This window comes from Curtobacterium sp. PhB142, assembly GCF_004341255.1.
In the GTDB taxonomy this organism is placed as follows: domain Bacteria; phylum Actinomycetota; class Actinomycetes; order Actinomycetales; family Microbacteriaceae; genus Curtobacterium.
This window is the reverse complement of the sequence record NZ_SLUT01000010.1, coordinates 23942-36987: the sequence shown is the minus strand read 5'-3', so window position 1 is coordinate 36987 and position 13046 is coordinate 23942. Positions and strand designations below refer to the sequence as shown.

The 13046-nt window shown below is 72.9% G+C and carries 13 protein-coding genes; 8 read left to right on the top strand and 5 right to left on the bottom strand.

From position 1 onward, the window contains the following. Nucleotides 1-30 precede the first annotated feature (30 nt). Nucleotides 31-1698, bottom strand: a complete 1668-nt coding sequence (locus EDF31_RS17310) for a hypothetical protein (RefSeq protein ID WP_131847052.1) — start codon at nt 1696-1698, stop codon at nt 31-33. A gap of 86 nt (nt 1699-1784) precedes the next feature. Here EDF31_RS17310 and pyrE point away from each other — a divergent pair, with 86 nt between their 5' ends. Beyond that, nucleotides 1785-2336 (top strand): orotate phosphoribosyltransferase, encoded by a 552-nt coding sequence (gene pyrE / locus EDF31_RS17305; protein ID WP_071404348.1) that lies wholly within the window; start codon nt 1785-1787, stop codon nt 2334-2336. Further along, complete coding sequence (locus tag EDF31_RS17300; RefSeq protein ID WP_131847051.1) at nt 2333-4597, top strand: septum formation family protein; 2265 nt, start codon at nt 2333-2335, stop codon at nt 4595-4597. Before pyrE ends, EDF31_RS17300 begins: the two co-directional genes overlap by 4 nt. Before the next feature lie 160 nt (nt 4598-4757). Here EDF31_RS17300 and EDF31_RS17295 read toward each other — a convergent pair whose 3' ends face one another. Next, nucleotides 4758-5711 carry an aldo/keto reductase gene (locus EDF31_RS17295; protein WP_131847050.1) on the bottom strand — a complete coding sequence of 318 codons (954 nt, stop codon included), beginning with the start codon at nt 5709-5711 and terminating at the stop codon, nt 4758-4760. Nucleotides 5712-5821: 110 nt separating this feature from the next. Here EDF31_RS17295 and EDF31_RS17290 point away from each other — a divergent pair, with 110 nt between their 5' ends. Then, a complete protein-coding gene (locus tag EDF31_RS17290) occupies nt 5822-6466 on the top strand; it encodes a HEAT repeat domain-containing protein (RefSeq protein ID WP_131847049.1) in 645 nt (214 codons plus the stop codon). Nucleotides 6467-6886: 420 nt separating this feature from the next. Here the strand turns inward: EDF31_RS17290 and EDF31_RS17285 are convergent, their stop codons facing one another. After that, entirely contained in the window at nt 6887-7576 is a 690-nt protein-coding gene (locus EDF31_RS17285; RefSeq protein ID WP_123293578.1) for a metal-dependent transcriptional regulator, read from the bottom strand. Between the two features lie 37 nt (nt 7577-7613). Between EDF31_RS17285 and EDF31_RS17280 the strand changes: the two genes are divergently transcribed. Continuing rightward, nucleotides 7614-8492, top strand: coding sequence for a CPBP family intramembrane glutamic endopeptidase (locus EDF31_RS17280; RefSeq protein WP_131847048.1), 879 nt, complete (start codon nt 7614-7616; stop codon nt 8490-8492). Between the two features lie 48 nt (nt 8493-8540). Here EDF31_RS17280 and EDF31_RS17275 read toward each other — a convergent pair whose 3' ends face one another. Further along, nucleotides 8541-9353: a methyltransferase domain-containing protein gene (locus EDF31_RS17275; protein WP_131847047.1), complete on the bottom strand. Its 813-nt coding sequence runs from the start codon at nt 9351-9353 to the stop codon at nt 8541-8543. Nucleotides 9354-9355: 2 nt separating this feature from the next. Then, complete coding sequence (locus EDF31_RS17270; RefSeq protein WP_111086157.1) at nt 9356-10153, bottom strand: HAD-IIA family hydrolase; 798 nt, start codon at nt 10151-10153, stop codon at nt 9356-9358. Nucleotides 10154-10335: 182 nt separating this feature from the next. Between EDF31_RS17270 and EDF31_RS17265 the strand changes: the two genes are divergently transcribed. From EDF31_RS17265 to EDF31_RS17250, 4 genes are all read left to right on the top strand, one after another. After that, entirely contained in the window at nt 10336-11031 is a 696-nt protein-coding gene (locus tag EDF31_RS17265; protein ID WP_123937458.1) for a TetR/AcrR family transcriptional regulator C-terminal domain-containing protein, read from the top strand. Nucleotides 11032-11081: 50 nt separating this feature from the next. Continuing rightward, a complete protein-coding gene (locus EDF31_RS17260; protein WP_131847046.1) occupies nt 11082-11378 on the top strand; it encodes a DUF4190 domain-containing protein in 297 nt (98 codons plus the stop codon). Nucleotides 11379-11397: 19 nt separating this feature from the next. Further along, nucleotides 11398-12264: a hypothetical protein gene (locus EDF31_RS17255; RefSeq protein WP_123293583.1), complete on the top strand. Its 867-nt coding sequence runs from the start codon at nt 11398-11400 to the stop codon at nt 12262-12264. 87 nt (nt 12265-12351) lie between these two features. Beyond that, nucleotides 12352-12999 (top strand): TrmH family RNA methyltransferase, encoded by a 648-nt coding sequence (locus tag EDF31_RS17250; protein WP_123672028.1) that lies wholly within the window; start codon nt 12352-12354, stop codon nt 12997-12999. Nucleotides 13000-13046: the final 47 nt, after the last annotated feature.

The following is a 13046-nucleotide window of genomic DNA, read 5'->3' as shown; positions in this document are numbered from 1 at the left end:
CGGACGCCGACGCGCCGCTGTGGACAACTCCTAGAACCCGCGCTCCTGACGGATCTCGTCCGCACTGCCGACCACGTCGCGCCGGAGGACGTCCGCGCCGGAGGTCCCCGCGTAGTCGTAGACGTCGAACCCCGTGCAGTGCGTGATCGTCGCCGGGGCGCCGAGGGAGTCCTCGACCGCGGTGGTCCACAGGTCGTGGGACCCGACCACCACGAACGTCGGGTCGGCGTCCCGGTAGGCCCCGAGGTCGACGAGCCACGGGTACGTGTCGAAGGTGTCGCGGACCTGCAGCAGCTGCACGTTCGTCGCGGAGTACGTGGCGAGGGGCCGCACCGTCCAGAACTGGCCGACCCCGGTGACCGATCGTCCGTCCGCCCAGCGGTCCAGGCAGGACGACGGCGTGTACCGGGCCGTGGCGACGGCGTGCGCGGTGCTCGGTGCGGTGGCGACCCCCGCGGCGAGGACGGCGACGGCGGCGATCGCGACGGTGGCGCGGACTCCGCGGAACGGCCGGTGCACGCGGGTGCGGCGGACCGCGGTGCGGGTGAGCTCGGCCACCGCGACGAGCGCCAGCAGCGGGGCGGTCACGACGGGCTCGAGGTACCGCGGGGTCTCCGACCCGACGAGGACGACCCCGATCGACGCCGCGACCACGGTCACCAGGGGCAACGCGGTCGCGACGAGCACGGTGCGCGCGGTCCGGACCCGCCAGGCCCACACCGTGCCGCCGACGGTGACGAGCACCCCGACGAACATCAGGAACAGCCCGGCGTCGCCCGCCGCCGTGCCGGCTCGCACGTCGGTCAGCGCCGCGAAGAACTGCAGGGTCTCCACCGCGCGCGACGGCCGGACGTAGGTGGACGGGTCGAGCGACACGAAGGGCTGCAGCGGGATCCGCACCAGGTACCCGAGCAGCGACCCGACCGTCACGGTGCCGGACAGCAGCAGCGCGGGACGCCACGGCACCCGGCGCACCGCCGCCAGCAGCAGGAGCGTGACCACCACGGGTGCGGCGGACCACGGCACGTACAGCGGGTTCGACGCCGTCGTGCACAAGGCCACCAGCCCGAGCACCACGAGCACGACGACGGACGCCCGTCCGACCCGCACGGCGCGGAGCACGAGCACCGCGGTGCCGAGCATCGCCAGCACCACGCCGTAGTAGTACGTCGTCGTCAGCAGCAGGGACGCCAGCTCGAGCGACGTCGCGGTGCCCGACGACTCCGTCAGCACGAGCAGGGTCACGAACGCCACGCTCGCCGCCGACACCGTGATGCGGGCCGCTCGTCCGGCCGACGGCATGAGCTCGTTCGCGGCAGCCCGCACCAGCGCGTACACGGCCAGCAGGACGAGCACCCCGTTCAGCGCCAGGGCCTGCTGCGGGGTACCCGTGACGAGGGCGCAGAGCAGGTAGACCGGCAACTCGGGGAAGAAGAACAGCGCCGGGGACATCGCCCACTCGAACGGCTGCCCGAGCTGCATCGACCGGTGCACCAGGGGCAGCAGCACCGAGTCGCCGTCGTACCAGAGCAAGGCGACCCGATCCGTGGCGACGACGTGGCGGAGGGCGATGACGGCCAGGGCCAGCGCGACCAGGGCGCCCAGGGCCTCCCGTCCGATCGCCCCGGCCACACCGCCGGACCGACGGCCGCCGGACGGAGCCGGCGCCACGGCGGAGCGACGCGGTGCTCGGGGCATGTCCCGGAGCGTACCGAGGGCTGCTCGGGACGACCCCACAGGACGGGGGAGCGCGCTGCGAGTCCGACCGGCTACCCTTGTGCGCTGTGACCGACGCGCGCGAACAGTTGATCCAGTACATCTCCTCCGAAGCGGTGTTCCACGGCGACTTCACCCTGACCAGCGGGAAGAAGGCGACGTACTACATCGACCTGCGGAAGGTCAGCCTGGACCACCGGGTCGCGCCGCTGATCGGCCAGGTCATGACCGAGCTCGTGCAGCAGGTGCCGGACGTCTCGGCCGTCGGCGGACTCACCATGGGTGCAGACCCCATCGCCAGCGCCGTGCTGCACCAGGCCGCCGCACAGGGGCTGACCTACGACGCCTTCGTCGTCCGCAAGGAGCCCAAGGACCACGGCCGCGGCAAGCAGGTCGAGGGCCCGGACCTGAAGGGCAAGCGCGTCGTCGTGCTCGAGGACACCTCCACCACGGGCGGCTCGCCGCTCAAGGCGGCCGAAGCGCTCGAGCGTGAGGGCGCGATCATCGCCGCCGTCGCGGTCGTCGTCGACCGCGACACCGGCGCCAAGGAGACCATCGAGGCAGCCGGGTACCCCTACTTCGCGGCCATCGGGTTGGCTGATCTGGGGCTGACCGCGTGAGCGGGGAGCGTCCGGACGACGCGCGCGACCCCGAGGACACGGCCGGCCCCGCAGCGGCGGCCGACGGTGCCGACGGGGTGGACGGCCAGGAGGCCCGGCGCGCGTCCGACCCGGACGCTCCGTTCCACGGTCTCCGCAGCGCCGCGGACATCTTCGGCGCCCCGCGGGGCGAGGAGGACTGGCCCTCGCGACGGGAGCGCCGCGAGGCCGAGCGCACCGCACGCGAGACGGGCGCACCGTTGCCGGAGCCGTTCGAGGCTGCGACCCCTGAGGCCTCGGCCCCCGAGGCGCCGACGCCCGAGGCACCCACCGCGACTGCTGCTCCGGCGCTGGACGACGGCGCGACGCAGGCCATCTCGATGCCCGAGCAGCTGTCGGCGCCGTCCGAGAGCCCGGACGCCGCCGCCGAGCACGAGCGCTCCACCCTGCACGACCGCATCCCGCCGGCCGCCGTCGTGCCGCCGAACCCCACGGCCCCGCACCCCTCGTCGATCGTGCTGCCCACCGCGCAGACCCACCGCGACGAGCGCGCCGCGGCGTCGAAGGCCATCGAGGACGAACGTCGCCGCACCGACCCGTTCGGCGAGGGCCGTGCCGACGTCGACTGGCTCGGCCGTGCGACCGGCTCCGGCACGCCCGTCCCGCCCACCGGACCCGTCGCGCACCAGCCGCTCGGCGTCGAGAACGTGCTGCCGCCGACCGAGGAGCCGCCGAGCTTCACCGACCTGCTCCGGATCACCGGTGAGGGGCCCGTGCCCACGCAGGGCGCCGGACCGGACCGGCCGTTCGACTGGGCCATCCGCGACGACGAGACCGGCGAGGTCCCGACGACCCTGACCGGCGACTCCTTCGACACGACGGCGTTCGGTGGCGGCGGCTCGTGGTCGTTGGCGGACGAGACCGACGCCGAGGACGAGGTCGTCTCCGGCGAGGTCGACACCCCGGTCGACGGGGTGCCGCAGGCGCTTCGGACGTTCCCGGTGCCCCCGGCCGTGCCGACTGCTGCTGCGGCTGCTGCCGTGCCGCCGGCGGTTCCCGGTGCCGGGCCGGTGGCTCCCGCGGAGCCGACCGAGGCCCCGGACGCGACCCGCTCCGCTGCCGAGGGTGACGGGGCGGACGCGGCCACGGGCCTCCCGGACGCCGCGACCACCGCACTGCCGGTCGCCGGGACGCCCTGGTGGTCCGAACCCGACGCGACCGTGCCGCCGACCGCTGCGCCGCCCCTCGTCGAGCCCGCTGCGTCGCCCGCCTACCCGGCGCACCTGCCGCCCGCGGTGGGCCAGGACCTGGACGCCGTCCTCGGCCTGCGCCGGGACGACACGGGGGCGCAGCCCACGGCGTTGCCGGCCGCTGCGCCGGACGAGCTGGACCAGTCCGAGTGGGACGGCCGCGAGACCAGCGACACGAGTGCGATCAAGGACCTGTTCGGCACCGAGGCCGTCGGGCAGCTCGGCGGCACGGGCTACGACCCGGAGGACACCGGGACGCGGATGATGCCGGCGGCAGCGGTGCCGTCGGCTGCTGCCGCTGCCGCTGCCGGTGCCGGTGCCGGTGCCAGGGCGTCGTCGCCTGCGCCCGTGTCATCCAGCCCGCCGGTCGAGCGCGACAACTTCATCAACCAGGGTGCGGCGCGCCTGCGGAGCGAGGGCAAGCGCGGCAAGCAGCTGCTCGTCTACGGCTCGATCGCCCTGATCGTCGTGCTCATCGTCCTGGTGTTCCTGCTGTCGAAGTGGATCCTCGGCAACAACATCTCCGACCAGGAGATCGCGCCGACGAAGTCCCCCGCGGCAGCGTCATCGGCTCCGGCGACTCCTTCGGCTGCGGCGTCTGCCGCTCCCTCGGACGAGGCCGCTGCTCCGGCTGCGACGCTCCAGTTCGCCACCACGCCCGCGCTGCCGGGCGAGCACGCCTGGACCGACCTGGCCGGCGGGGAGTGCCTGTCGCCGTTCACCAACGCCTGGGCGCAGAGCTTCACGGTCGTCGACTGCGCAACGCCGCACATCGGGCAGCTCACCGCACGGATCGCCGTCGACGGGGACGCGTACCCGGGGGCCGAGGCCCTCGCGACGCAGGCGGCCGACCAGTGCCAGTCGGACGCGGCGCTCAACGCGTCGGCGGCTGCGGCCGTCGGGGACGTGCAGGTGCAGTGGTCGTACGCGCCGGACCAGGCGACGTGGGACCAGGGCGACCGGTTCATCTCGTGCTTCGTGACGCGGTCGTCGGGGCAGGAGCTCACGGCGTCGTTGGCGCCGGGGGCGTAGGGCTGCTGCTGCGGCGGTCGACGTGGAACGACACCGTCGACGTCGTACGACATCGATCTCGTCGTCCGTTGCGCGCCGGTCATGCCCGCGTGTGCAACGAACGACATCCCCGACGTCGTGCGACGTCGAGGATGTCGTTCGGGGTCGAGGCGGGCGCGTGTCAGGCGGCCGCGGGGACCTTTGCCGACACGTCGGACAGGGTCTGCAGCTCGTCGGCGCTGAGCTCGAGCTCAGCCGAGGCCAACAGCGCCGGCAGCTGCTCGGTGTTGCGGGCGCTGGCGATCGGCGCGACGACGTCCGGCTGCGCCTGCAGCCACGCCAGGGCGACGGTCGCGAGCTCGGTGTCGCGGGCCTCGGCGATGGTGGACAGGGCGTCGACCACGGCGAGTCCCTCGTCGTTGAAGTAGCCCGAGACCTGGCCCTCGCGGTCCTTGCCGGCGAAGTCCTCCTTCGAGCGGTACTTGCCGGTCAGGAACCCGGCGGCGAGTGCGAAGTACGGCACGACGCCGAGGCCGTGCGCGTGGGCGAGCGGTGCGATGTCGGACTCGTACGGCTCGCGGGTGACGAGGTTGTAGTGCGGCTGGATCGCGACCGGCTGCGCGAGGCCGTTCTCCGTCGCGATGCGGATCCACTCCTCGGCGCGGTCCTTCGAGTAGTTCGAGATCGCGGTGTAGCGGACGATGCCGTCCGTGACGAGCTGGTCGAAGGCGCGGACGGTCTCCTCGAGCGGGGTCGACTGGTCGTCGAAGTGCGCGTAGTACAGGTCGATCCGGTCGGTGCCGAGGCGCTGCAGGCTGGCACGGGCGGCAGCGGCGACGGTGTCCGCGCCGAGGCCCTGGAACTGCGGGTGCTGCGAGCCCTTCGTGGCGATGACGACGTCGTCACGCTTGCCCGAGGCCGCGAGCCACGAACCGATGACCCGCTCGGACTCGCCGCCCTCGTTGCCGGGGGCCCACGCGGAGTACACGTCGGCGGTGTCGATGAAGTCGCCGCCCGCCGCGGTGTAGGCGTCGAGGACCCGGTGGGAGGTCGACTCGTCCGCCGTCCACCCGAAGACGTTGCCGCCGAGGGCGAGGGGGAACACGTGGAGGTCGCTGGTACCGATGCGGGGCATACGGGGTCCTTTCGTGGTCGGGCGAGCGGTCCTCGATGCGAACCGCTCCTCGGCCGACGCTATGCCCCGAGGCTTGACACGGCCCCGGTGGCAGCGGGTTGCATGGACCCATGACCGCACTCACCGATGCCCTCGCCGACCCCCGTTCCTCGGTGCGGCTGCAGGCAGTGATGGCCGCCGGGACCACCCCGGACGCGGCCGACCTCGACGTGCTCGTCGAGCAGTGCGCCGTCGAGCCGGACTTCTTCGTCCGCGACATGCTCACCTGGGCGCTGACCCGGCACCTGTCGGCCGACGTCGTCGCGCGGGTGGTCCCGTCGCTCACCCGTTCCGAGCCGCAGGCCCGTAGCCAGGCGTTGCACACCCTGTCGAAGGTCGGCGATCCGTCGGCGTGGCTGTCGGTGCGACCGCTGCTCGCGGACCACGACGACGAAGTGCTCCGCGCGGCCTGGCGGACCGCCGTCGCACTCGTGCCCGACGACGAGCGCGGCGACCTCGCCCGGACGTTGGCGGTGCAGCTCGGGGTCGGTCCGCGCGAACGGCGGCTCAGCCTGTCGCGGGCACTGGTCGGGCTCGGCGAGGAGACGGTGGCGCCGGTGCTCGCGGCGGCTGCCGGCCGGGGCTCCGACGCCGTGCGGGACCACGTCGCCGACACGGAGCGGCTGTTGCGCGACCCGGACGCTGCGTCCGCGCTCGCCCTCGAGCGGGCTCGGCGCGAGGTGGCGCTCGGCCGCACCCGGTCCGCCAAGGGCTAGGGCCGTCGGGCGCGCCCGGCTGGGCGGGTCGAGTGGTCGAGAACCGTCGGCGTCGCGGTGGTGGGACGGGCGCGTCGCGCGGTCACCAAACCCCGTGGCCGGGCTGCCGAGTGGTCGTGAACCGTCGGTTGCGGGGCTGCCTGGCGACAGATGGTGACCGCTCGGCGGACGTGAGCGGGGTGTCGTGACCAATGGGGGCGACGGACGGGAGGCGCGTGGCGGCCGCGCACCGGGCCTCCCGTCCGACACCACGCGCGTTCGCGGGCCGCGGTGCGGTCGCGACGCCCCGTGGCCGGGCTGCCGAGTGGTCGTGAACCGTCGGTTGCGGGGCTGCCGGGCGACAGATGGTGACCGCTCGGCGGACGTGAGCGGGGTGTCGTGACCGCCCGACCGCCCGACCGACCCGCGCGCGCAGCCCGCTCAGTCGGCGTCGGGAGCGAGCCAGATCGCGGTCGCGGCGGCGGCGGGCAGGTCGACGAGCGCCTCGGCGCCGTCGGCCCCACGTCGGGAGACCGCGATGACGCCGGCGTAGTCCCGCACCCGCTCGACCCGCAGGTGGGTGCCGAGACCGACCCCGAGCTCGTCGAAGTACCGCAGCAGCGAGGGGTCGTCGTCGGACACCCGGTCGACGGTGCCGCACGCGCCGGGCTCGATCGCACCGAGCAGGGTGCCGAGCGTGGCGGGGACGGTGCCGTCCGCGGCAGGGATCGGGTCGCCGTGCGGGTCGTGGGTCGGGTGCCCCAGGTCGGCGTCGACCCGGTCGAGGAACCGCTCCGACACCGCGTGCTCGAGCGCCTCGGCCTCGGTGTGGACCTCGTCCCACGTGTAGCCGAGGCGGGACACCAGGAACGACTCGATCAGCCGGTGCCGCCGGACCATCGCGACCGCGACCTGCTGCCCGAGCGGGGTGAGCACGACGCCGTAGTACGGGGTGTGCTCGATGAGGCCGTCGCGGTCGAGCTTCTTGAGGTTGCCCGACACCGTCGAGGCCGACACCTTCAGCGTCGCCGCGATGTCCCGCGTGGCCAGTCCGGCGCCGCCGCGCTCCCCGGCCTTCCAGATGAGCTTGACGTAGTCCTCGGCCATGGTCGACAACGAGGGCAGGCGCATACCGCCAATCGTACGGCTGCACTGGTACAACCGGGACGTGCACCAACCCCGTCGTCGCCGCTGGCCGGTCCCGCCCTCGCTGCTCATCGGCCTCGCGCCCCTCGTGGTCTTCGCGGCGATCAGCGCGTGGCGGTCACGGCCGAGCGACGACTACCCGACGCTCGGCCAGACGGTCGACAGCGTCGTCCGCGCCCTGGTGATCCCCGAGGGCATCGCCGCCGTCGCGCTCGCCGGGGTCGTCACCGGGCTCGGGTGGTGGCGGATCGCGACCGTCGACCGCACCCGGACGCCGCTGCGCTGGTCCGCGCTCGCCCCGGCGCTGGTGCTCGTGGTGTGCCTCGTGCGGCTGCCCCTGATCGACTGGACGGCGCTGCCCGCGCACTACTTCCTGCTGCTCACCGTCGGGGTGCTGTTCGTCGGGGTGTTCGAGGAGCTGATGGCCCGGGGCATGCTCCTGGTTGGGTTGCGTCGCCGGGTGCCCGAGTTCGGGGTGTGGGCGCTGTCGTGCGTGCTGTTCGGGCTGCTGCACCTGCTCAACGCGCTCGCCGGTGCCGGGATCGGACCGACGATGATCCAGGTCGTGTTCGCGGCGTCGTTCGGTTCCACGCTGTACGTCGCACGACGGGTGACTGGTTCGCTGCTCGTCCCGGTGCTGCTGCACGCGTTCTGGGACTTCGGGTCGATCGGGTACTCCGCGACCGCTGACCCATCGGACACGGGTCGCGTCGTGGTGCTCGGCCTGATCGGGCTGTTCTCGTTCGCCGTCCTCGGCTTCGGGATCGTCGCCGGCGGCATGGTCGCGTGGCGCGACGACCGGCCGCGTCGCCTGGCGAAGCGGTGGCGTTCCGTGCCGCCGATGGCGGCGTTCGCCCTGGAGGCCCGTGGCGACCTGGCAGCGCCGACCCCGGCCCGGTAGTCGCCGGCTGCAGAGCCCGGCCCAGCTCGCGCCGGGCGGGGCGAGCACTCAGGGCTTGCGGCCGACGGCGAAGACGCGGCGGAACGGGTACACGGTGCCGTGTGCGCTCGCCGGGTACGCCTCGCGCAGCGCCGCCCGGTACCGCTCGACGTACTCCGCCGTCAGCGCACCGGAGGGGTCGGCGGCGTCGAGGGCCGCCAGTGCCGGTCGCAGCCCGGTGCCGCGCACCCAGTCGAGCACCGGGTCCTCGCCCGGCAGCAGCTGCGCGTAGGTCGTCTCCCACGCGCGGGCCGCGAACCCGGCGTCGAGCATGATGCCGAGGTAGCCGGCGGGGTCGAGCACCGGGTCCTCGCGCAGGACACCGTCGAGCGCTGACGCCCAGGGACCGGAGGCCCCGATCGACCGCATCAAGGCATGCGACGGGGACCCGAAGTTGCCCGGCACCTGCATCGCGAACCACGATCCGGACGGCATCGCGTCGAGCCACCGCGGCAGCAGCGCCACGTGCGACGGTACCCACTGGAGCGCCGCGTTCGTCACGACCACGTCGTCGGTCGGCCCGGGCGTCCAGTCCTCGATCGCACCGAGCTCGAACGACAGGTTCGGCAGGCCCGCCAGAGCGGGGTCGGCCGCAGCCGACGCGAGCATCTCCGCCGAGCTGTCGATCCCGACCACCGGCGACGAACGCCACCGCGCTGCCAGCGTGGCGGTGAGGGACCCGGGACCGCAGCCCAGGTCGACGACGCGACGCGGGGCCTCCCGTCCATCGTCCGCTGGCCACGCGACCTGCGCGACCAGGTCGTGGAAGGGGCGCCCGCGGTCGTCCGCGAACGCGGCGTACCGTGACGGGTCCCAGCGCATCGCTACAGCTCGACCTCGAAGGGGGCGGTGCGGACGAGCTCGTGCACGCCGGAGATGACCTCGCTCGGACGGAACGGGTAGCGGTCGATCTCGGCCTGGTCGCTGATGCCCGTCATCACGAGGACGGTGTGCAGCCCCGCCTCGATGCCGGCCTGCACGTCGGTGTCCATCCGGTCGCCGATCATGCCGGTGTTCTCGGAGTGCGCGCCGATGCGGTTCATCGCCGAGCGGAACATCATCGGGTTCGGCTTGCCGACCACGTACGGCTGCTTGCCGGTGGCCTTCTCGATCATCGCGGCGATCGCGCCCGTGGCGGGCAGGACGCCCTCGGCCGACGGGCCGGTGGCGTCGGGGTTGGTGACGATGAAGCGGGCGCCGTCGCGGATCAGGCGGACGGCCTTGGTGATCGCCTCGAACGAGTAGTTGCGGGTCTCGCCGACGACGACGTAGTCGGGGGCGGTCTCGGTCATGATGAACCCGGCTTCGTGCAGGGCGGTGGTCATGCCGGCTTCGCCGATGACGAACGCGGAGCCGCCGGGCATCTGGGACTTGCAGAAGTCGGCGGTGGCGAGGGCGCTCGTCCAGATGCGCTCCTCGGGGACGTGCAGGCCCGAGCTCCGGAGCCGGGCGCTGAGGTCACGCGGCGTGAAGATCGAGTTGTTCGTCAGGACGAGGAACTCGGTGCCCTCGTCGAGCCACTGCTGGATGAGCTCGGGGGCACCGGGGAGGGCCTGGTTCTCGTGGACGAGCACGCCGTCCATGTCGGTCAGCCAGCACTCGACGTCGTCGCGGGTCGCCATGGCCTCACCCTACTGCGCACGGCCGACGGGCCGGCCCGTCGGCCGGGTTCCTTCGAAGGGGCCGGGAGGCGCGGATCGGCTCTTGCGCGTCGCCCGCGGACCCGAGATGGTCGAGTCACCGAACGCCACTCGGCTTTGCCCTAGGCTTTTCGGGACACGTACCGAATCAAGGAGAACCCGCCGTGCTCGTCGAACCCGGATCCCCGACCGCCACGCCCCGCCCCGCTGCGGTGCCGGACCTGGAAGCGGCTCCCGATCTGGTCGAGGCGACACCGCGACGACGTCGGGGCCGGCCCAACGTGCTGAGCCGCGAGCAGGTGATCGACGCCGCGACGGCGATCGCGAACGAGGACGGCCTCGACCGCCTGTCGTTCCGTGCCCTCGGGGTGCGGCTCGGCGTCGCACCGATGACTGTGCACCGGACCATCGGCGGCCTCGACGACCTGCACGGTGAACTCGTCCGTCGCACCGTCGACGAGTTCACCGCCACCTTCGTCTGGCCGGACGAGTGGCACGCCGTGGTGCGCACCTTCGCCACGACGTTCCGCGACCTGATGCGCACCCACCCCCTGGTGCTCGAGTCGCACAGCCGGCGCGGGGCCCTGGTGTCCACCGAGTCCGACGCTGTCGTGGCGAAGGTCGTCGGGGCGCTCCGTTCTGCCGGGCTGCCCGATGCCGAGGCGATGTACGCGTTCTTCGTCGTGTACGACTTCGTGGTCGGGCACACCTCGGTGGAGATCGGGCGGGGTGATGCCGAGGCCGGGCGTCCCGAGCGGCATGCGCTCGTCGGAGAGCTCCTGGGGGAGCACTCGTACGACGCACGCTTCGCGCTCGGGCTCGACGTCCTCGTCGCCGGGATCGAATCGCGCGTCCGCTGAATTTCGGTACGCTTCCCAACAAAAAAAGATGTGAGATACCGTCTTTCACGATGTCCACTCAGTACCAATCCCCACAGTCTTCCGTTCCGCAGCCCTACGGTTCCGTCCCGCACCGCACGAACACCCTCGCGATCATCTCGCTCGTCGCGGCGTTCGTCGCACCGCTGATCGGGTTCATCCTCGGTCTCGTCGCGATGTCGCAGGCGCGCAAACGATCCGAGGGGGGCCGCGGCCTCGCGCTCGCCGCGGTCATCGTCGGTGGGGTGGTCACGCTGCTGTACATCGGGCTGTTCGTGACGATCGCGGTCCTCGCGGCGAACGCCCCCGATCCGACGTACTCGTACTGACCGACCACGCACGTCGATCATGAGCACCACCGATCCGGCCGCCGCCCTCCGTGCGAAGGCCGCCGCGCAGCAGGGCAGCGCCCGTGCACTCGTCCTGACGATCGTGTGGGCGGCGCTCCTGCTCGCCGTCGGCGTCGTCGCCGGGTACGCGCTCGGGTCCGTCCTCGGCACCATCCGGGACATGACCGTCAACAGCGTGTTCTCGGACACGCCGGACCCGGAGTACCCGTGGTGGGCGATGCCCGTCGCGGTCACGGGGTCGATCGTCACGCTGGGCATGTACTCGAAGTGGAACCACCGCTTCGCAGGCCGGGCGTCGGAGTTCGTCGGGGTGGGACCGGTGAGCATCTGGCTCGTCGGCGCCGCAGCCGGGCTCTGGTGGACGACCGCGACGCAGTGGGCGCCCGTCGACCGCGTCGGGACCACCGTCGACCCGGCGTTCGGCCGCGACGAAGTCTGGGGCATCGGCGGCTGGATCTGGTACGCCGCTGCGTGGTGGATCCCCGCACTGGTCACCGCGCTGGCGCTGGTCGCCCTGATCGGCGGGACGGTTGCACGCCGCGGGCAGGGCGGCCGACGCGGTCGGCTCGAACAGCTGCTGCGTGCGGGGCGCCGGGTCGACGGGATCGTCACCGCGGTCAGCGGCTCGACCGCCCACGACGCCTCCTTCACGCTGCTGCGCTGGACCTTCACATTCACGGACCTCCAGGGACAACAGCGCTGGGTCGACCGGACCGAGGGGTTCGGCGACGGAACCGGCCCGGTGCTCGGAGCGACCGTCGTCGTCGTGTTCGACCCGACCCGTCCGAGTGATCGGAAGCGCATCTTCGCGGCGACGAACGCCGGTGCCGTGCCGGAGGACTTCCTCCGCCCGGGTACGCAGTGACACAGTGACGCGGCGGGCGTTCGGCTGGACCACGGTCGTGGAACTCGCGCCGACCGGCCCGGTTCTCCGCGGCTCTACCCTGGAGGCGTGACCGACGAGCCCGCCCCGACGCACGAACTGACGACGAACGGCGTCGGCCCGCACCCGGAGCCCTGGCCGGACGACCCACGGCTCGACCCGGAGCTGCTGGCGGCGGGGGACTCGCGGAACGTGCTCGACCACTTCCGGTACTGGTCGATGGACGCCATCGTCGCCGAGCTCGACACCCGCCGGCACGCGTTCGACGTGGCGATCGAGAACTGGCAGCACGACCTGAACATCGGGTCGATCGTGCGGAGCGCCAACGCGTTCCTGGCCGGCACCGTGCACATCATCGGGCGGCGGCGCTGGAACAAGCGCGGCGCGATGGTGACCGACCGGTACCAGCACGTCCGGTACCACCCCGACGTGCAGGCGTTCCTGGCCGCGATGGCCGAGGAGCAGCGTCCGGTGATCGCGATCGACAACACCCCCGGCGCCGATCGCATCGAGACCGCGGCGATCCCGGAGCGGTGCGTGTTCCTGTTCGGCCAGGAGGGCCCCGGGCTCACCGACGAAGCGGTGGCCGGGGCGTCCGGGCACCTGGAGATCACGCAGTTCGGGTCGACGCGGAGCATCAACGCCTCGGCGGCGGCCGCGATCGTCATGCACTCGTGGATCGTGCAGCACGCGGCGCCTGCCGACGCGACTTCGTGAGCAGAAATGGTCGGGTACGGGCACTGGACCCGACCATTCCTGCTCAC

Excerpts from the sequence above, each read along its gene's own strand:
- EDF31_RS17270 (WP_111086157.1), bottom strand. The coding sequence starts at position 10,153 with ATGGCGACCCGCGACGACGTCGAGTGCTGGCTGACCGACATGGACGGC.
- EDF31_RS17260 (WP_131847046.1), top strand. The coding sequence starts at position 11,082 with ATGTCCACTCAGTACCAATCCCCACAGTCTTCCGTTCCGCAGCCCTAC.
- EDF31_RS17285 (WP_123293578.1), bottom strand. The coding sequence starts at position 7,576 with ATGCGCCTGCCCTCGTTGTCGACCATGGCCGAGGACTACGTCAAGCTC.
- EDF31_RS17295 (WP_131847050.1), bottom strand. The coding sequence starts at position 5,711 with ATGCCCCGCATCGGTACCAGCGACCTCCACGTGTTCCCCCTCGCCCTC.
- EDF31_RS17290 (WP_131847049.1), top strand. The coding sequence starts at position 5,822 with ATGACCGCACTCACCGATGCCCTCGCCGACCCCCGTTCCTCGGTGCGG.
- EDF31_RS17255 (WP_123293583.1), top strand. The coding sequence starts at position 11,398 with ATGAGCACCACCGATCCGGCCGCCGCCCTCCGTGCGAAGGCCGCCGCG.
- EDF31_RS17310 (WP_131847052.1), bottom strand. The coding sequence starts at position 1,698 with ATGCCCCGAGCACCGCGTCGCTCCGCCGTGGCGCCGGCTCCGTCCGGC.
- EDF31_RS17275 (WP_131847047.1), bottom strand. The coding sequence starts at position 9,353 with ATGCGCTGGGACCCGTCACGGTACGCCGCGTTCGCGGACGACCGCGGG.